Origin of the sequence: Corynebacterium anserum, assembly GCF_014262665.1 — a bacterium.
Lineage (GTDB): Bacteria > Actinomycetota > Actinomycetes > Mycobacteriales > Mycobacteriaceae > Corynebacterium > Corynebacterium anserum.
In genome coordinates this window covers 414,811-434,585 of sequence record NZ_CP046883.1, presented here as the reverse complement: position 1 = coordinate 434,585, position 19,775 = coordinate 414,811, and the positions used below count along the sequence as shown (strand labels likewise).

The window sequence follows — 19,775 nt, the reverse complement described above, 5'->3', positions numbered from 1 at the left end:
CTAGTCCCTTTTGTGTTTACGGCTTTCTGCTTTGCGCTTGGTGTTGTTCACAATGCGGCTCACAGTGTGGCCTACTCTGCGGGGACTAAAACGGCCGCCGTTCTTTCCGTTCTGCGTCGCGCTACCTGCTACGTTACGTTCCGAGGGAGTCAGTTCCCCATGTCGGTCAGCCGCACTCTGAACACCGCTGTCCGCAGTATCAGAACCACAGTTCTCCACAGAACCCTGCTCTCCGCCGGAACCTTGGCCCCTCACCGCTGGCCCGCCTCCTCTGCCCTGGGACGTATCATCTCGGCCAGAGTCCCCCGAAGTGGATTGTGACGGAACAGTTCCCCTAGTGTGCGCAGCGTTGTCCTGGGCTGTCGCTTGTCCGCGCTGAGTCGAGCCATGGGCGCTAGTCGGCGCATGTTCGGATGCGCCATTGGCTCCGCTGTCTCCATGCCCCTCGGCATCGACAATCTCCACGCTACGATCTGCCTCGGGAGCCCGTGGGAGCAAGATACGAAAACTTGTACCGTCACCCAGTGTGGACCGTACGGAGATCGAGCCTCCGTGTTTCTCAACCAACCCCTTCACAATGGACAGGCCTAGCCCAGACCCACCGGAGTGGCGTGAGCGTGACACATCGGGGCGGTAAAAGCGGTCGAAAAGGTGGGGCAGGTCCTTCTCCGGAATACCTACACCGTTGTCGTTGACCTCGATGACAACACTATTCGGCGCGACTTTCTGGTCAACTTTGAGGATCACTTCAGTTTCCGCATCCTCACCTGCGTGACGCATGGAGTTGGTCAGCAAGTTACCCATCACTTGGTGCAAACGCGCGGAGTCACCAATGACCACGGGGATGCATCCGCATTGGTTGGACACGTTGATGGTGCGGCCTGGGAATGCCGCACGTGTGGATTCGGCGGTTGCCAGAACCAACTCGAGCATGTCCACGCGGTCTTGTCGCATTGGACGCCCTTCGTCCATGCGTACGAGCGCTAGGAGGTCTTCAACCAACAGGCTCATCCTGCCGGCTTCTTCGGAGATTTTGTCGATGACCAGGTTAGCGTCGTCGGTTGCGCCCGACGTGTAGAGCTCCGCATAACCGCGCACGGAGGTGAGCGGGGTACGGAGTTCATGCGAGGCATCGCCGATAAAACGGCGCATCGAGGCTTCCGACTTACGCGCCTGACGCTCCGAGGCCGCAACCGCCACGAATGCGCCTTGAATTTGCTGCAACATGCGGTTAAGTGCGTCGGATAGTCGGCCCACTTCTGTGCGCGGATTACCCGGAGGTACGCGCTGTCCCAACTGTCCGCGGGAAATCAGCGATGCGGTCACCTCGACCTCATTGAGAGGACGTAACGCTCGGCGCACGATGTACATCGATGCCGCCATCAGCAGCGTCAAGACGATAATGCCCACCACTACTTGGAAGAAGACGATACGGGCAATCGTGTGCTCTTCGCTTTCTAGCGACAGCGCCACAATAGTTACGGTTCCATCTGAGTTCTTTACCGACGCCGCCCTCCAGGACGCGGGCGATGCCGACCCCGCACGGGCATTCACTGTCTGAGGTGCACTTGGGGTCGTGAGAGAGGAGACATCCGGTAGAGAGTCGAATACCGAGTTGAAGGTTTCAACTGCGGTATCTCCATCAACCACGCAGACGTAAAACTCACTGGGAGGCCGCGACACACCACTATTGCCCGGCACCGAGCCCTGCACATTGGGAGATCGCTCCCACCCATTCGACTCATCTGGAACGGCTGTTTCATGCGCCCAGGTCTGCGTGGCGGAGTCCAGCTGATTGTCCACCTGTTCCACCAGGATGCGTTGCAGGTTAGTGGTGATCACAGCAGAGAAACCGGTGAGCCCGAGCGCAGCGAGCGTAGTAATCACCATGACAAGGGAAATACGCAGTGGGTAACGGCTCAGAAAGTGGCGCTGACGTTTCTTCGGCTGAGCGATGAAACTTCCGTAGTTCTGGCCCTCGCTAACTAAGTCGCTACTGGTTTCCTTGTCACCGACGTCTCCGCGCGGGTTGGATGGCTGGGAAAAGCTCACAGATTTTTAGGCCCTTGGTTTGCGTAGTACGTAGCCCACGCCTCGGACGGTGTGAATGAGGCGCGGTTCTTCGGTATCGATTTTGCGGCGCAGATAGGACACATAGCTTTCCACCACATTGCCATCGCCGCCGAAATCATAGTTCCATACGTGATCCAGGATCTTAGACTTGGACAGCACCACCTCTGCATTAACCATGAAGTAGCGCAATAGTTTGAACTCGGTCGGAGAAAGATCCACGACTTTTCCGCCCTTGGTGACCTCATGCATGTCATCATCGAGCGCGAGGTCTTCGTAGGTGATAACGCTGGATTCCGATTCTTCTTCCGGAGCTACACGACGCAAAATCACGCGCAGACGGGTGATCACTTCCTCTAAAGAAAATGGTTTTGTGACATAGTCATCCGCACCAATGGTCAATCCGTGGATGCGGTCTTCCACACCGTCTTTGGCAGTGAGGAAGAGCACGGGGGCTTCATGCCCAGCGCTGCGCAACTTATTCAGTAGAGTGAAGCCGTCCATGCCAGGCATCATCACGTCAAGAATGAAAGCATCTGGCTGATAGGTTTCCGCCAACGCCAGCGCATCCTGACCGTTGTCAGCGGTCTCCACGTCGAAGCCTTGGAACTTGAGGCTGACTTTAATGAGATCGGAGATATTGGCCTCATCATCAACGACGAGAACCTTCACTGGTTGACTATTCGGCATTGTCATGCTCCTCATTGTGAACCGTCGTAGTGCTTTTACTCTGAATGTTAGCTGAACATTTACTGTGAATAGATTTCCACACTCATCCACTCTCCGACCATGACCTAGCCCACGGTGACCCACGGAGCGAAGATCAATAAACGATCGAAAGAGCATAAAAATTCGATAAAGATTCCATTACTTATCCATAACGGAGTCTGCAGAACATGCAACACAAATGGATTTATGGCCTATCACAGTCATAAAGTATCCCCCATGACTTCCCACTCTAAGCGCCACGCGCGTACACACACCGCTATCCATCGTGCGGCCACCGTCGGCCTAGCTGTCGTCACTGCATCCACCCTTGGCGCAGGTGTCGCCAGTGCAGCTCCTGCACCGGCCACCCCGGCCCCCAACGCTACAAACTCCAACGCTGCAGGGGTCAACAACGCAGCAACCAACGTCTCAGGGTCTTCCGAGCAACTGCGCACACAATGGAACACTGGAGCTCTCCAAGCTCGCGATGACATTATCAACGGTACCCAGAACCTCGATCCAGCACTACGCAACCAGATCACGCAAGGCGTCGACAGCTTCACTAACTCTGTAGCACCGGGCGCACTGCAAGAACGCGACGCTGCACGCGTCGCCGCCGAGAAAAAGGCAGCGGAAGAAAAAGCCGCCGCGGAGAAGGCCGCTGCGGAAGCGCAGGCCGAGGCCGCTCGCGCCAGCGCCGCACGCAATAACCCCTGCCCAGCTACCGCTCGCGCGTGTGTTGACTTAGCCAATAACAAAACATGGCTGCAAAAAGACGGCAAAATCACCTACGGCCCTGTCACCATGAACAAGGGCAAGAAGGGCGAGGAAACTCCTCGAGGCACCTTCTATGTCACCCGCAAAGTCAAGGATGAGGTATCCCGCGAATTCAACAATGCGCCGATGCCCTACGCCGTCTACTTCACCAACAATGGCCACGCATTCCACCAAGGCAACACTGCCTACCCATCATCCGGCTGTGTACGCCTAGAACGCCCTGATGCCATTCGTTACTACAACGATCTGCAGGTAGGCGACGAAGTATACATTTGGTGATCCTCACGTCGCGGTGACCCCGCCACACACGCGCAGCCTTGCAGACGTTGGTTCAACGTGACATGTCAGTGAGGTGGGGATCGGACAGTAGAGTTGGCGCTGCTCATCAGCGGGGAGATGTTCAAGGCGCCGTTTTTGGCAGTTGCGCGTATGTATGAGGATCAGGCTGCGCCGTTGGAGGAATGGACATTGGGCGTGAACGCACTGCGCGTCTGATGCGCCTTGCGGATATACCTGGCATGGGTAAAAGCCGGTCTGCTGTGACGATACATAAGCCCAAAAGGTCGGATACTCGCCCTTACTTGGTGCGCCATGAATTTCAACCTCCAGCACCTCGATCGGTTGTGGGTGGCTGACATGACGTATGTGCATGCCAGGAAAGGATTCGTGTACAGCGCTGTTGTCACCGACGTGGACTCCCGCAGGGTCGCCTGAGGTGGGTGTTATCTGACTCAAAGCGCATTAACGCGTTGCCTCTACAACCGCTTAACCCAGGCCCTTATCGCCAAAGAAAATGGCCATGCCCTCCAATTCGCCGTCCATGCAATCAATGCTCGCTCTATCAATGCACGCCAAGACAACACCGAATTTTCCATCATCGACTGCCCGTCCGAAAACCGGCCATTATCGAAATCGCACTTCAACTAGCTTATAGAGTAAAATCAATCGCAATCATAAGAAATCGAAGCCAAGCAAATTCGGTTGCACGTAATATATGTCAAAACTAAACCATTCCATTTCCCACTTCAGAAAAGCTAGATAATAACGATCCAAGCCGTAACGAAATTATATGTCGAGGATCATTCACATCCTACGGTGGCTAAACATCGATAAACTCCCACCACAGAATTACGATAGCAGCTACCGAACTGCTGGAAACCTTGCAATTATACCCACTAGACACCTAACGAGAAAAGCATCTTGATAACTTTTATGCTACCCAAACTAACTCAAACATAGTGTAATTAGTCAACATCACACATGCGAAAAGACACCCAACTGACGAAAAAATGTTCTCGCCGCCGTTCGAATCTTAAATCGAGCGTAACTCAATAAAACGAAAGAAAATTAAACCAGTACAAACATGGATGCCTAACCGATCACATGAAAGGCAACGACAGCCTATCATTGAATTTACTACACAGGCACTATACTGCCGCTAGCCTAATTTAGTCCCAAGCGCCTAGCCATATCTGAAATAAAACGCCATCAGGATCGACTTTTTTACGCACGCTTTTCCATTTTTCGATTTCCAGATACATTTTATGAAAGTCGTCGGCAGAAACTCTAAAATCCTTTCCGTGTATACGTGTCCCCCGAACTCTATTATCCTTTTATCAAGTAAATTAAGAAAATCACCTAATCCTGCTTTGGGTGGAAAATCCAGCGCTACATTCCTACCTTGCATAGAAAAATTTAGCAAAGCTTTATTTCCGGGGCCGAAAAACTTAAATACGTTCAGCGCTGACCAATGACCTGGGGATTGGATGTCTCGTATATTTTTTAAACTCATCAAGAGCGTCAGGCGGAACCAAAAATTGGTACTGGCAGAAACCTGACGAACCATAAAGCCTATTACATTATCCTACTAAATCAAGCGGGTGATAAAACTGAGTTAAATTCTGAACCATATTCTTTCCGCGTGGAATAGTTTTATAGTAGTAGGCTCGAGATACTAGAGTAAAATCAAACCAGCTCGCTAGGCCATTTGGAAAATATCAGGAACATCAAATAGCTTAGGAGCATCGAATGCTAAGGGTTTATTATTCTTTTTTTGGGGCAAGATCTTCCAACTGCGCTAGTGTGGCTAGCGATCCTCTCGCAAGAGCTGCTTTTCCGAGGTGAGGCTCACCAATCATAGAGTCAAACCATGCTGAAGAATAGGTATAGGAAGACTCAGACACATCAGTGTGTATCTCTACAGTTTCGTCTACGTTACGAGTACCATCTGTATCAACAATAAAATATGCAGTTTCAATTTTGGTCATCCGAAGCCAGACGCGAAGAATAATTCCCGTCATCCCGATTCCACCAACCGCGGCCCAAAAAATATCGCCAGATGGATCGTCTTTAGTTCCCCTCAGCTCAAGTGTTATCACAGATCCATCAGCTATCAGGAGCTCCATACGAACAACATGTTCTCCAAATGATTCAGACGAGTGATGATTCTTTCCGTGGATATCACACGCAATTGCGCCGCCAACTGTTACTTCCCTGGTACAAGGAAGAACAGGAACCCACAAACCGAAGGGCAAGGCCACTCGCATAAGAAGATCTAAGTTAACGCCAGAATCCATAACAATCACCCCCGTATCCCTATCAATAGAATATATTTGATTGAAATTTGATAGGTCTAATACTGCACCCCCGCAATTTTGAGCCGGATCGCCATATGATCGACTCAAGCTGCGGGCAATTATTCCCCTATTTTTTCTTGACCCTCTGATCTACTGTTAACTCAAGGACTTTCTTAATTTCGTCGACTTTTTTAATATTATAAACTTCCGAAATAGCTGGCATGCGCCGTCCAAATCCGGATATTTTCCGCTTGGTGGAGGCTACGCTAATTTTAATCACCCTTTACTTAATTATTTCAGCTCAGTCTTGACCCAAGGCACAATGCTTTGACTCTTGACAATACCACGGCAGGGAATATGGTCAAGTGCTTTATGGTTGAATCTTTCGATCGACTCCGTTCTGGCTGGCAATTAATGTAAAATGCCGATTATTTTCACTGGTGCTACTGCATACAAATTGGTTTAAATTGAAGCACGATTGTTTCAAATATTTTCCGACTTTTACTAGACTTCATTTTTTGTTCAAAAGCGCCCATTTCCAAGGTTTAGCGATAGCATTGTATTAGCAAAACGCTAATATTAATTACCTAACCATAAACAATTGGGCATGAGGAGTATGCATAAATACTGGTAGAAATAGCTCGTTCGCTTGTCGATTAATTGCGTACTTTAATGGTAAGCGTCACCTCGAATTAACTATCATTAAGAAAAACATTTTGCTTCCATGTGTTCAAAGTTAGACAACATTGTTTTCCAGTATTGAGGATTTACATCAAACTCAAGCCTTAAGAGTTCATATGGTGTGATGTCACTTCAGCGCTGAGAAAGCATTACAGCTCGGCCGCCGAGAGCCTACTTGCGGCGTAACAGTGCTGACCAACAACTCCAAACATATCTCCGGAAGCGAGTCGAGTAGGCGGGTCAAAGCGCGCGACGCTCGTGGACATGAACAGAAGAAGTAAACTCGGCTAATGAAGACGGCAGCGTGAACATGGAAGCCACGCGAACGACGTGCCGCGAGGCTCCCCAGACGGCAAAGTTGTTCGCTCTTGCCGGGATTAATCTGGCAATGATGTGACGCACTTTTGCGTCTTATTTGCTCTCCTGATCCGGTCTGATTCACGTTCTTCTAATAGCATTTTGAAGATGTGCGAGTCGAGCGTTCTGATCACGATGCTGACGTACAAACAAGCGGAATCCTCGACCCACTCGGGCAATTTCAGTCTTATCAGTAGTGCCGAGAGCAGATGGCGCCGATAGCAACAAACTTGGTCAAAGCCTGATGTGACTCGATGAGTTTTCCAAGATACTCTTCTACTGCTCTCGGACCCAATACTGCAAGGCACCGACTCAACATCGACCTGCTGAGCCAGTTAGAACACCAATCCGATGGCAACAGCTGTAACCCTCACCACACATGTGTGGCACAACTCTACCTCAAAGGAACACTTTTAAATGGCAAGCATTCCCGGGCATTAGGGTGGCCTTGTGTATTTCGGAGTGGGCGAGCATGTTTGGGGGGGGGAAGTCGGTGAAGGTTTTCGCGATAAGTGTGAACTGTTCTGGTTCGTCGTTGTCGAGGTAGAGAACACTGTGGTGGTCATTGGAGATCAGTTACAGAAGCACTATGTAAAGAGGGAGGGAAAAAGTTCGTGCAATCACTCGTTTAAAGAAAGGCGCATAGAGTTATTTAGTTAAAAGGGTAATAGTAAGACAGAGCCAGAAACACGAGGTTTCTTATCTCTATTCTGATCTAACCGTTTTAGGATTACGGGCGTAGGCCTTAAAAGCTCGCACTATTCGGTAGTTCGTGTTGGCTTCAATTACAGAGGAAAGCTCTTCTCCGTCAGCAATCCATTGGAGAGGATCAAAACTGCTGTTCCATCGCTGAGCGACGCCAACTCTGCCCTCGCTTTGAAAATTTTCCCGCCATTCTCTGATCCATCCATCGAAGGAATGGGGTGAGTTTCTTAAAGCTTGGTGGGCTGCAGAACAGAATGCGTTCTCTTCTGCTTCATCTACTCCCCAGACTGCTGAGGGTCTTGCATTGTCGGGGTAAATTATTACGTAGGTGTGTTTCATGAAACGGTTTTATTTGCAGGGGCTAGGGGGATGGGTCGGTGTAGATAGTTCGCGAATCTTCTATCGACAGTTACATCAGCCTCTGCTTCTATCTGTCTTGCAATCCACAGCCCTTCTTGTAGCCAGCTGTTGAGGTCAAAGCCCTCTCTCCACCAAGAAACAAACGAAGCTCCAACACCATATCCATAGTTTTCGATCCAAGTGCGGTTCCAGCGTTTTAAGATTTCGGTTAGGGCAATGCTGAGGTGTAGGTCAGATGGTTGAAGGGAATCGTCTTCACGTTCGCGCTGTATGTCATCCCTTTCTGACCATAGTCCCCAATCCATCCCTTCTTCAGGAAACAGTGTGATTATCGGAGTAGGTACTTTCGGCATCCTCCCCAATCCCTTCCGCCTCGGTCGTCATTGGTGTAGGCATTGTGCAGGGTAGAAGAGCTACTCCATACAATGGCGTAGCTTCTGACTTTAGAGTAAGTGTTATACCTTACTTTAATGTATGTCCCAGGCCTGCTTGTTTTATTGGTGAACTCTTGTGATAGGAGCGTATGTGCTACGCAGGTCTGAAGGTCTTCCCAAACCTGTCTCGTTATCTCCTCTTGAGGGGGCATGTGGTTATCGGCAATATGCCAAAGATCCCTGCAGTATAGACTCACGCCAGAGTGGTGAAAAACGGTAAGTTTTCCGTTGTCATATCCGCCAATGCACTCATGCATTCTATCAAAATTGTCTCCGATAACTTCCTCTGCATCGGTTGATCTACTGGCTGGTCGGTTGGCTCCGAAGGCTGATATTTCTTGGTATGCCGGAAGAGGAAAATTAGGAGAACGGATAAGCCCTCGCTGAAAATACTGCAAATCCCCTCCGTCTTTAGTCGGTTTGATGTCTGCAGTCGGATACCCGTATTTTCCTTTTTCGAAACCGCTATTTGCCCATTCATACAGAACTGGACCATAGATAGGATGGGCTCCGGTTGCTGGAGACCAGTAGATAAAACCCCAGCCAAACTTGCTGAATTTTCCAACTCCATCTGGAGTTGATGTCTCATCCTCGATTGGGTAGCTGAGCATTTGTCCTTGTTCGGCACCTGTCTCCAGCCACGAACTCATTGCGACGTCCGACACCATCAGGAACGCCGAGTTCATTGGTCTTCGGCCAAGTGAGGAAACTTTTTGGTCCACCGAGAGAATCGTACTTTTCCCGGATCTTTCCGCACACCTTAAAAGGACTAGGCCAGTACGTCCGACAGTTATCAACGGCGGCAAACGTCTGTACTCCAGAGCGTGTTTGCGTGGCTTGTTCTTTAACCTCTTGAATTTCAGCTTGGTTAGCTTGTTCTTTCGTGAATCCACCGGGAATTTGTTCTTTATCGGAACGCATCTTCCCTGGAGTGATTTTGCTTTTGGGGTTGGTGGTGGGGTGCTAGTTCCTACCTGTTTGGTTATCAACGTTGTTGTCATCGAACCCCGGTTCTGCTGGTTCTAGGTTTTCTCGCCCGGGTGCAACCTGATCAGCGTGGTTGTCTGCTGGTGTACTGGCAGTTGTTGGTGGTTGTGTGGGTTGAGCCTGCACGGCAGGGGTGAACCCCATGCCAGGGGTGATGGCGAATAGGAAAGTGGTGATAATGCGCGATGGTCTGGCCATGGTGGGGCATCTTTCGCTGTAGTGGACCGTGAGAAAAGAGCTTAGTGTGAGAAACGTATCTCGGGAATGAAAAATGACTGAATAGTTGGAAAAACTTGCAAAATCCCAGGGAAACTGTTGAACAACTCTTGTAGGAATTGCTGCAAGAAGCCATAGGGGAGCCTGATTTATTGAGGTATCTATTCTGCTTACATATGGAAATGGCAAGCGCGAACCTTGAAGGAAGTGCTTGATTAGTGTTCTAGTCGGAGTGAGTGGCTTGGGGCACTCGAAACTAAGAGACAGGGGTGGCTGAGTTGGTGGATGCACGATTAGCCGAGGATGAACAGTCCCACCTCCCTGCGATCGGAGCCATCGAAAACCCCGCCACGCATGCGCGTGCGAGCTACCGCTAAAAAACGAAGCGCCCCAGCTCACTTCTCGCTTGGTACGGTGGAAAACATGAGTACCTCACAGGATGGCAATTCCACTAACGATTTTGGAAATCCAGGCGAAAAGAACCAGGTCAGTTTCCGCCCGGCCTTGGAAGCAGATCGTCCCTTTTTAGAGGAGCTCTTCCACGAGATCGATACCTGGGGCGAGGATCGTCCGTTATCTGAAAACTTCCACAATGATCGCGAAAAATACGTGGGTCAGTGGGAAGAAAGTATGGGGGGAGTCATCGCGGAACTCAATGGTCAGCGCGTCGGAGCCACCTGGCTTCTCGAGCTTCCACAGGAACGATGCGGCTCCGGTTACATCAGTGAAGACATCCCCGAACTCGCTATTTCTATGGTTCGTGGCAAAACTGGCCATGGGCTAGGCCGAATGTTACTCAAGACAGCTTTAGAGGTGGCACTCGACAAAGGAAAGCCGGGTGTCAGCCTCGCAGTCGATAAGGGTAACGACCGCGCCTACCACGTATATGAGACCTTGGGATTCAAGGAAGTCGACTACAACCATGACACAGACTGCCACGTAATGCTGTACGACTTTCAAGACCACAACAACCAGACAAACGTCCTCGGCTCCATTACCCACGACAGCTAATTGTGGACAGTCTTGAACGCCTTCAAGGGAAACTAAACCCCAGTTTGATCGCAGAATAGCGACCTCACTGGGGTTCTAGAGCTGGAGACGAGACTTGAACTCGCAACCTACGCATTACAAGTGCGTTGCGCTGCCAATTGCGCCACTCCAGCGTCGCCCTCGGGGTTTTGCCTTCAACTTGAACCCCTCAAGCAGTCAAAGACTATCAGTGCACCACCCCTTAACGCCAAATGACCCCCACAATCGCCCCAAAAAATTAGCTGCACGTCCTCTCAGGAAGGTACGGTTGTCAGCGTGCGTATCACACTAAAGAATGCGCTTCGAAAAGGCGCTGACCTGTTGTTTTCAGGAAACAGGGCAACGATCGACGCCATCCGCATGGCACCACCGCCATCTCCTCTGGCTCCGATTGATTTCACCGACACTGCCAAGATCCACGCTGTACTGAATCTCGCGGGTCGTATCGGTGATCTTCTCCTATCTGCCGGCACTGGTAATTCCGATGCGAAAGCGCAGATCCGTGCAATCACCCACGCTTATGGTCTCCACTACACGCATGTGGACATCACTCTCAACACCATCACGGTCTATGCCTACTATGACCAGAAGAAAAATCCTGCGTCGGCCTTCCGTGTCGTTCACTCCCTCACCACGGATTTTTCTCGCTTGGTGGAGGTGGATCAGCTGATCCGCTCCATTTGCCGAGGTGCGGTCAGCCTCGAGGAAGCTCAACGGATTCTTTTTAAGATTGAGACGTCTCCCCTGCCTTATCGCAACCGTTATGCCCTCTTGGCATGGGGATTCTTTGCCGGCGCTGTGGCACTGCTTTTAGGCGGTGGTTGGGCCGTAGCGTGCGTAGCCACCATCACTACCATCTTCACCATCTTCGCCAACGCCTGGTTGGCGTCGAAGTCTTTGCCACTTTTCTTCCAAAACGTTATTGGCGGGTTCGTCGCTGTGTTTCCAGCGGGTCTCGCCTATCGACTCGCAGATGATTTCGGCTTTTATCTTCCCCCATCCCTTGTCGTCGCATCGTGTATCGTCGCGCTTCTGGCGGGTTTGACTTTGGTTCAGGCGCTCCAAGACGGAGTCACTGGCGCCCCTGTTACATCATCTGCCAGGTTCTTTGAAACCATCCTCAGCACTGGCGCGATCATCGCTGGAATAGCAGTCGGCATCCAATTCACCACCTTCGTTGGCCTGACCCTGCCACCTCTGGATCAGAACCAGGCTGTTGGTCTGCTTGGTTCCACCTCAGTGCGAATCATCTCGGGCGCGATCGCCACGATGTTCTTTTGCATCGCCTGTTTCACAGAACGGCAGTCAATGCTTGTGGCGTCGACGACCGCCCTGGTAGCCAGCGTGGCGTACTATTTCATCCTCAATACCCTCGACTTGGGTGTGCTGGCAGCTGCTGCTGTTGCAGGGCTTATCGTGGGATTTGCTGGCGGTGTTCTCTCCCGGCGTTTTCAAATCCCACCGCAAATCACTGCGGCCGCCGGCATCACCCCATTCCTACCGGGGCTAGCGCTCTACCGCGGCATGAGCAATATTCTTAACGACAACTTCGTCACAGGCCTATCCAACTTAGCGCTCGCGCTAGGAACCGCCACTGCGCTGGCCGCGAGTGTTGTTCTCGGTGAGTGGATTGCTCGCCGTATTCGCCGCCCTGCTTTACCGCGCATGCGTGGTACCGTCCCGACGCCACGAATGACCTCAACCGGCCGCATCCGCCAACCTCTGCACTGGCGCCGTCAGCAGAAATCTAGCGTGCGCTCTCTATGGCAACTCGATACACAGGTAGCAGACCGCGAAGCTCCACTGCTGAACCATGACACCTCAGACCACGATCATGGCACCTCACACCGCGTCTCCCCCAGGTACAAAGAGCATTCTGGGAGCCATCCCAGCGGACATGAAGAAACGAAACCGACTGCAGCTGGTGCCACGGAGGAACAGCGTAGCGGTACCGCTCCAGAAGGCGAAGGGGAACAAGCATGAACGAAGCGCTAGAGTAGAGTGGTTAGGAAAACAGACCACGAATCAAGGGGATGAACAGTGCCGCCGAAGGTCACCGACAACCGCTCCGCAAACGCAGAATCTCTCCACGCCGTTGAAGCCGAGACCGCGGAAGCAGCCCAGCGAATTGTCGCTACATACTCCGAGGACTTCCTGGATGCGGTAACGCTCATGTCCATGCTAGGAGTGGAACCAGAAGGCCTCATCCACCGCAAGGTTCTCGCCGAGATTGAAGCCAAAGAAGCCGAGACTAAGAAAGCAACACGCAAGACAACCAAGAAAGCTTCAAAGAAGGCGGCTAAGAAAACAACCAAGAAGACCACCAAAAAGGCCGCAAAAAAGACGGCCAAAAAATCTGCCAAGAAGACCACCAAAAAGGCGGCTAAGAAAGCCGCAGAGTAGGCAAATACTCACGTGACTAATGCGCCCCTCACCAACCAAACAATTCAGAGCGGCGATGTGTCCGCAGATTTCGTCGTAGTCGCCAATAGGCTGCCAGTCGACAGGAATACAGACCCCACAACAGGCGAAGTGAGCTGGACTCCCTCACCCGGCGGACTAGTCACAGCCTTGCGCCCCGTCTTGCAGGCCAATGACGGCGCGTGGATCGGCTGGCCCGGAAGTACGAGTCCCGTCACGCTGGAAGACATGCCCAGCGCCGAGGAATCCGGCCTTCACACCATCCCGGTGAATTTGGACGACGAAGACTTCGAACAGTTCTACGAAGGCTTTTCCAACGCGACACTCTGGCCCCTATACCATGACCTCATCGTCCCACCACGCTACGAACGCACGTGGTGGCAGCGCTATGAGCAGGTCAATCAGCGCTTCGCAGACACGACCGCGGCGATTGCCTCCGAAGGAGCGACCGTCTGGGTTCAGGACTATCAACTCCACCTCGTCCCCGGACTCCTACGCAAACAACGTGGCGACATATGCATAGGTTTCTTCCTCCACATCCCCTTCCCCAACGCAGAACTATTCCGTCAACTGCCCTGGCGAGAAGAAGTATTGCAGGGAACACTAGGCGCAGACGTCGTGGGATTCCACACACAGGACAGTGCCCGCAACTTCCTCGACACATTACGTGCCCTCGGATACGACGTTTCCACCGATGACGATGAAGATGCCGCCGAATTCATCAATGGAAGCCGTCTTCCGGAAGAAAGTTTGATTGTGGGGCGCGTCGCCGTGCCCAATGCTCAGCACTCCGAGGCCGGCTCAACCCGTACCGTCCGCGTCGGTGTGTTCCCCATTTCAATCGATTCCGCTCAAGTCCAAGCCCAGGCACTCGCCCCCGAAACAATGGCAGAAGCTCATCAGCTCCGTGCGCGTTTGGGATCTCCGAAATGGTTGCTCAGTGGTGTCGATCGAATGGACTACACCAAGGGGATCCTCCATAGGCTGCTCGCAGTAGAACAATTGTTAGACAGTGGGAGGCTTAAGGCGGAAGACGTAGTGGTGGTGCAGGTCGCCACACCGTCCCGTGAACGCTTGGAAGAGTATCGTGCGACGCGCGAAGAGGTGGAGCGCGTCGTATCCCGAATCAACGGCAACTACGGCCAGCTGGGGCGGCCCCTCGTGCACTACATTCACCACGGGTTGCCATTCGAGGAAATCGTTGCGCTGTACGCCACCACGGACATCATGCTGGTGACAGCACTCAAAGACGGAATGAACCTCGTGGCGAAAGAATACGTAGCCAGCCACTCCGACGGATCCGGAGCGCTCGTGCTATCCGAATTCACCGGCGCTGCCACCCAGCTGACACAGGCCTACATGTGCAATCCACACGACGGCGAATCGATCTGCGAAGCAATACTCTCCGCCACCTCCGAGGACCCCACCGCCCAACGCCAGCGGATGCTCGATATGTGGAATCAGGTGCAGAATAACGACGTGGACAGCTGGGCCGCAAGCTTCCTCGCCGAACTCAAGGAGACAAAGTGACCTACCGCAGCGACCTCACCCGCTCTGCCTCGTCACCAGGTTCTAATCGCCCTCTGCCTCTGGCTTCGACCGACGCCAGCAGCTACCCTGCCTCGACCATGCCGGAACATCCCGGTTCCCCAGCGACACCAGATGCATCCGCACCGTCCACAACAAACGCGTCACTCAGACGGCGCTGCATAGGAGCCAGCGCTTTAGCCTTCGTGAGTCTCGGACTCCTGACAGCATGTGGTAATTCAGATTCCCCAGTGGGAAACACGCAATGGCAGGTAACCGAAATCTACGATGATTCCTCCCGTGCCAATTACCTTCCAGATAACCTGCAAGGCCGTGCCTACGTAGTAATCGGCGAGGACTCGCTTACGGGTGCCAGCGGCTGTCTCTCCCTCCGAGGAAATGTGGAATGGAATTATGAACAAGACGAACTGAGTATTAGTGGGTTTACGTCGGAGCCATTGGATAAAGATGCACAGTGTCTTCCAGGTGATGAAGATACCGCCGCACGAATGAAGGATGTAATGGATGGCCACACTCTCTCTGTCAGCCGCCCGGAGTCAGACACATTAAAACTCCAACAGGTTCTCGACGGACTAGAGGACTGGCAAACTGCGCCTAGTGTGGAATTCTTCAGTGGGGACTAGCGGGGGCTGATCCAATTGCTCCATACAGCGTGACCAGCACGGCTCAGCCCTAGCACGGCTAGTGCGAGTTATACAGCGTGATGCAGTGCTGGTGACAAGCCCGGTAATGCGGACAGCACAGGTTAGATAACCGCGGCGCGTGGTCCGTGCAGGTTAGATAACCCCGGCGCGTGGTTAGCCAGGATTGAACGGCCTGGTACAGCATGACTTGCCCACCTCACCTGCCACCATAAAAATCTTTCGAAAGAGAGGCCTACGGCCAATGACCAATCAATCCGGATACAATACTTCCCCAGAAAACGCTTCACACAAGTGTGACGTCGAAGGCGAAAGCATCATGAAAAACGATGCTGCGTCGCTCGATATAAGCAAGACTTCCACCCGGGGCCCACAAGAGGACGCGACAAACCCACAGGGGCACTCCGCACCCCCACAAGAAGAGGTGACAAAATCACATGGGGTGGCCGGGAACACGAAAGAACCGACTGCGCCGGTGACTGAACACGACCTGAAATATTTGGGTGGAGCGCCCCAGCTCGTTGTCGCAATGGACTTTGATGGTACCCTCGCCCCCTTCTCCGACGACCCATCCGCATGCCGCGCAGAAGACGGAGCGATAGAAGCTCTAACCGAACTGTCGCAAATACCTGGTACCACTGTTGTTGTGATTTCCGGGCGCAACCTGACTCAATTGTCCGATGTAACAGGACTCGACCCACAACGCGCGTCGGAGGCTTCCTCTCCTGGTGACGGCATCATACGCATGGTCGGCAGCCACGGAGCAGAGGCAGCCGACCAGCCAACTAGTGACTTAAGCGAGACTCAACGTACACAATTAACAAAACTCAAACAGTTCGCCGAAGACCAAGCCAAACGAACCCCAGGCATGTGGGTCGAATACAAACCATTTTCCGTCAGCCTGCACGTGCGCACAGCTGAGGACAAAACCATCGCGTCAGCAGCGGTTTCCGAGTTTCAGAGATTTGCACAGCGCACCCCTGGGAGCAAAATCACGTTAGGAAAGGACATCTTTGAAGTTGCTGTGAGCCAGGCGACCAAGGGAAGCTACATGTCGGAACTCCTTGAACGGATGTCCCCGCCAGTCGATGCCGTAGTTTTCGCGGGAGACGACACAACCGACGAAACCGTCATGGCTATCCTGCACAAGGAGCGGGATATAAGCATTAAAGTCGGCGAGGGTTCATCTCAAGGTAACCGCCGTTTGGATGACTGTGTTGCAGTGCGGGACTTCCTTGTTCGCCTCGCTTCTATTCGCAGCTCCATGATCAGCAGCCTCCACTCATAAAAACTGCTGCCCTCTGTGCTTGCAGCGCCCTCTTCGCATCGCTGGCGCTAGCGCGTTAGTAGTGCGTCACCCCAGTACGAATTATAAGAGAAAACGGCGGAAGAAAAAACGTAAAAATATCCCCACAAGCGGAATCCTCAAGTCGACTCACCTGGGCTTTTGACACCAACAAAACCATCTGTGGGGATAATTTTTCGTTTTCTTCATTCAGGCTGCACGAAAAGAGCTATTCCAGGCGTGGACTTCCAAACAAAATGACCATTAGAGGTACTACAACGCGCCTACCCGCGGGGCTCCAACAGAGTTGCCTTCGATAACTGTGGTTTCGAGCAAAATGCGCCTAGGGGCATCCCTGCCAGATCCGTGTGCAATCAACGCCGCCAGCACACTGCCGCTGGTCAGGCCCTTATCCTTTGACGGCTGTCTCACTGTTGTGATGCCGAGTTCCACAGCTTTGGGAATGCCGTCAAATCCCGTTACTGATAGTTGCTCCGGAATATTCCAACCCCGGTCAGCTGCTAGTTCTGCTACTGCCAGAGCCATGTTGTCGACTGTGCATACTACGGCTGTTATCTCCGGGTGCTTGTCCAGTAGTTCTTTGGCTGCACTGCGGTTGTTGGTGGCATCGTTGATGTGCCGTTCGACTATTGGCACGTCTGCGCGTTCAACCTCAACCTCTGCAAGTACTTCGAGTACACCTTCGATCCGGGAGCGTTGTACGTGCATTGCAGCATTATTTAGGCGTTCGGCGCTGACAGGGCCATTGTTGGGTTGGCGGTCTAGGCGGATGCATAGGATGCCTATTTTTCTGTGCCCGGCGTCTGTTAGTTTTCGAACTACTGGTTGTATTGCTTGTTTGTCGTCGATTCCTACGTAGTTCAATTCTGGCTGGTCAGTTGGCTGATCGCAGATGACGGTCGGCAGGTTGCGATTGGTTACTGCTGCGAGGTATGGGTCGTCTTTGGCCACGGAATACACTATGAAGCCGTCAACGCTAGCTTGGTTGATTAGCGTGGTGGCCTTACTTGTGGTTTCTTTCTTGACCGGGTTTGTAGCCTCGATCTTTTTTTGATTCGCAGTCTCTTTTACAGTCGGTTCCTTTGTGTCCGATCCTTTTGGGGTTGGTTCTGTTGTGCCCGGTTCTGTTGCCTCGGGGTAAGTTGTCTCTTTTTTCTCCGACGCCAGCTCGCCAGCTCCTGCTGGGATCAGTAGCATCGAAACGCCCATATTCCCACACGCGACTGATACGCCGGACATGAATTCTAAGGATGCTTGGTCTTCGAAGGCGTAGGTGAGTTCTTCGGTGAGAAGCACACCAATCGCACCAGCTCGGCGTGTGCGAAGGGAACGCGCGGTGGGGTCAGGGCCGGGATATCCGAGATGCTGTGCAGTTCGGAGGATTTTTTCGCGGAGCTCAGGTGAGAGTTGGTCTGGGCGATTATAAGCGTTGGATACGGTGGTACGGGAGACGCCGAGTTCTGCAGCAATGGATGCAAGGGTTCCTCGGCGGGCGGATCGACTCATGGGGTTCAGTGTATGGGGTGCTGCTTGATCGGGAAAGATGAATGCACGATTCAGCGATGATGGGGGCATAGCTTCACGATTCAGTCGTGACGGAAACACCACTGAGCAATCCACCATGACGGGAGCGAAGCTGACCAACCCAGAAGGGCGAGATAGAAGCTGACCAACCCAGAAGGGCGAGATAGAAGCTGACCAACCCAGAAGGGCGAGATAGAAGCTGACCAACCCAGAAGGGCGAGATAGAAGCTAACTGACCCACTATGGCAGGGACAATTGCATGATCTACTAAGCGGGGAGGTACGGCTCCAGCGCCCGTCATCACTGATTACTTGTTTTACATTGACAACCGTTATCAAGAACAATAACTTTGTCGTCATGAAAAAGAAGCTTGCCTCCCTCCTAGGTATTGCCACGTTGACCATGGGTGTGACAGCCTGTGCAGACGGTGGTTCCAAAGACCCAGCCGCTGATAACGGCACCATCAAGATCGTCGCATCAACCTCCATTTGGGGCGACATTGCAAAGACTGTTGCTGGTGATTCCGACAAAGTTAAGGTTGTGAGCATTCTTAGCTCCACCGATGACGATCCGCATGAATACGAGGCAACTGCTAAGGATCTCGCCGAATTGGACGACGCAGATATTGTCGTCGGCAATGGTGGCGGATACGACAACTGGTTGACCGACCACGTTAAAGACGGAACTGAGTTGATCACTGCTGCGCCTCTCGCGGAAGCGCATCACCACCACCATGGTGATCACGACCACGGTGCCGAAGGTGAAGACGCCCACGGCCACGACCACGGTGCCGAAGGTGAAGACGCCCACGATCACGACCACGGTGCCGAAGGCGAAGACGCCCACGCCCACGGCCACGACCACAGCGGTCACAACCACGGCGCAGCCTTCGTAAACGATCCTCATGTTTGGATGGATCTAGAGAAGGTAGACGAGTTCGCAGAGCACCTGGCTAAGAAACTTCATGAGATGGACAACAGCATCCCTGAAGATTCTGCTAAGCCTGTAGAGCAGAAAACCGACGAGTTGGAGAAGCGTGTACAGAAGCTCAAGCAGGCTGATTACATCCTCACGGAGCCAGTCGCTTACCACTTGATCGCGCACTCCGCTTTCCATGATGTCACCCCATCTGGTTTTGCGAAGTCCATCGCCTCCGAATCCGAACCATCTGCTGCCGATATCGCTGCAGCTCAGAAAGTCATCAAAGATGGCGGTGTCAACGTGGTGATCACTAACCAGCAGTCCCAGTCACCTGCTTCTCAGGAGCTCATCTCTGCTGCGAAGGAAAAGAATGTCAGCGTAGTCAACATCAACGAAACTCCTGAGCCTAACCAGTCCTACTTCGACTACGTGGACGCTTTCCTCTCCTCTTTGGAAGACGCAACCAAGTAGTCCATTCGCGTGCCGGGTGCACAAAGAGCACACTTGCTCGCCC

General features: G+C 52.6%; 14 protein-coding genes, 1 tRNA gene and 1 pseudogene. 9 read left to right on the top strand and 7 right to left on the bottom strand.

Features of this window, described 5'->3' with window-relative positions; translation table 11 throughout:
* Both GP473_RS01700 and GP473_RS01695 read right to left on the bottom strand, forming a co-directional pair.
* Positions 1-2,052 (bottom strand): sensor histidine kinase, encoded by a 2,052-nt coding sequence (locus GP473_RS01700; protein ID WP_246394849.1) that lies wholly within the window; start codon positions 2,050-2,052, stop codon positions 1-3.
* 6 nt (positions 2,053-2,058) lie between these two features.
* Positions 2,059-2,766, bottom strand: a complete 708-nt coding sequence (locus tag GP473_RS01695; RefSeq protein WP_185769438.1) for a response regulator transcription factor — start codon at positions 2,764-2,766, stop codon at positions 2,059-2,061.
* 249 nt (positions 2,767-3,015) lie between these two features.
* Here GP473_RS01695 and GP473_RS01690 point away from each other — a divergent pair, with 249 nt between their 5' ends.
* Together GP473_RS01690 and GP473_RS09545 are read left to right on the top strand one after the other, a co-directional pair.
* Entirely contained in the window at positions 3,016-3,834 is an 819-nt protein-coding gene (locus GP473_RS01690) for a L,D-transpeptidase (RefSeq protein ID WP_186277035.1), read from the top strand.
* A 93-nt stretch (positions 3,835-3,927) separates the two neighbouring features.
* A complete protein-coding gene (locus GP473_RS09545; RefSeq protein ID WP_260619977.1) occupies positions 3,928-4,050 on the top strand; it encodes a hypothetical protein in 123 nt (40 codons plus the stop codon).
* A 948-nt stretch (positions 4,051-4,998) separates the two neighbouring features.
* Here the strand turns inward: GP473_RS09545 and dprE1 are convergent.
* The 3 genes and pseudogenes from dprE1 to GP473_RS09425 form a co-directional block, all read right to left on the bottom strand.
* Positions 4,999-6,354: pseudogene (gene dprE1, locus GP473_RS01685) on the bottom strand (decaprenylphosphoryl-beta-D-ribose oxidase).
* Positions 6,355-8,562: 2,208 nt separating this feature from the next.
* Entirely contained in the window at positions 8,563-9,669 is a 1,107-nt protein-coding gene (locus tag GP473_RS01675; protein WP_246394848.1) for an LGFP repeat-containing protein, read from the bottom strand.
* On the bottom strand, positions 9,632-9,853 hold the full coding sequence (locus GP473_RS09425) for a hypothetical protein (protein ID WP_246394846.1): 222 nt from the start codon (positions 9,851-9,853) through the stop codon (positions 9,632-9,634). The genes GP473_RS01675 and GP473_RS09425 overlap by 38 nt, the downstream gene beginning before the upstream one ends.
* Positions 9,854-10,294: 441 nt before the next feature.
* Here GP473_RS09425 and GP473_RS01670 point away from each other — a divergent pair, with 441 nt between their 5' ends.
* Positions 10,295-10,882 carry a GNAT family N-acetyltransferase gene (locus GP473_RS01670; protein ID WP_185769441.1) on the top strand — a complete coding sequence of 196 codons (588 nt, stop codon included), beginning with the start codon at positions 10,295-10,297 and terminating at the stop codon, positions 10,880-10,882.
* Positions 10,883-10,961: 79 nt separating this feature from the next.
* Here GP473_RS01670 and GP473_RS01665 read toward each other — a convergent pair.
* A tRNA-Thr gene (locus tag GP473_RS01665) sits at positions 10,962-11,034 on the bottom strand.
* A gap of 142 nt (positions 11,035-11,176) precedes the next feature.
* Here GP473_RS01665 and thrE point away from each other — a divergent pair.
* The 5 genes from thrE to otsB all read left to right on the top strand — a co-directional run bounded on the left by thrE (position 11,177) and on the right by otsB (position 16,798).
* A complete protein-coding gene (thrE, locus tag GP473_RS01660) occupies positions 11,177-12,883 on the top strand; it encodes a threonine/serine exporter ThrE (protein ID WP_313770397.1) in 1,707 nt (568 codons plus the stop codon).
* A 57-nt stretch (positions 12,884-12,940) separates the two neighbouring features.
* Positions 12,941-13,303: a hypothetical protein gene (locus GP473_RS01655; RefSeq protein WP_186277034.1), complete on the top strand. Its 363-nt coding sequence runs from the start codon at positions 12,941-12,943 to the stop codon at positions 13,301-13,303.
* 12 nt (positions 13,304-13,315) lie between these two features.
* Entirely contained in the window at positions 13,316-14,851 is a 1,536-nt protein-coding gene (locus GP473_RS01650) for an alpha,alpha-trehalose-phosphate synthase (UDP-forming) (protein ID WP_246394844.1), read from the top strand.
* Positions 14,848-15,492 (top strand): hypothetical protein, encoded by a 645-nt coding sequence (locus GP473_RS01645; RefSeq protein WP_246394842.1) that lies wholly within the window; start codon positions 14,848-14,850, stop codon positions 15,490-15,492. Before GP473_RS01650 ends, GP473_RS01645 begins: the two co-directional genes overlap by 4 nt.
* Before the next feature lie 262 nt (positions 15,493-15,754).
* Entirely contained in the window at positions 15,755-16,798 is a 1,044-nt protein-coding gene (otsB, locus tag GP473_RS01640; protein ID WP_185769443.1) for a trehalose-phosphatase, read from the top strand.
* A gap of 270 nt (positions 16,799-17,068) precedes the next feature.
* On the opposite strand, the gene GP473_RS01635 is transcribed toward otsB, so the two are convergent.
* Positions 17,069-18,322 (bottom strand): LacI family DNA-binding transcriptional regulator, encoded by a 1,254-nt coding sequence (locus GP473_RS01635; RefSeq protein WP_246394840.1) that lies wholly within the window; start codon positions 18,320-18,322, stop codon positions 17,069-17,071.
* A gap of 375 nt (positions 18,323-18,697) precedes the next feature.
* Between GP473_RS01635 and GP473_RS01630 the strand changes: the two genes are divergently transcribed.
* Positions 18,698-19,732 (top strand): metal ABC transporter solute-binding protein, Zn/Mn family, encoded by a 1,035-nt coding sequence (locus GP473_RS01630; protein WP_186277033.1) that lies wholly within the window; start codon positions 18,698-18,700, stop codon positions 19,730-19,732.
* The last annotated feature ends 43 nt before the right edge of the window (positions 19,733-19,775 follow it).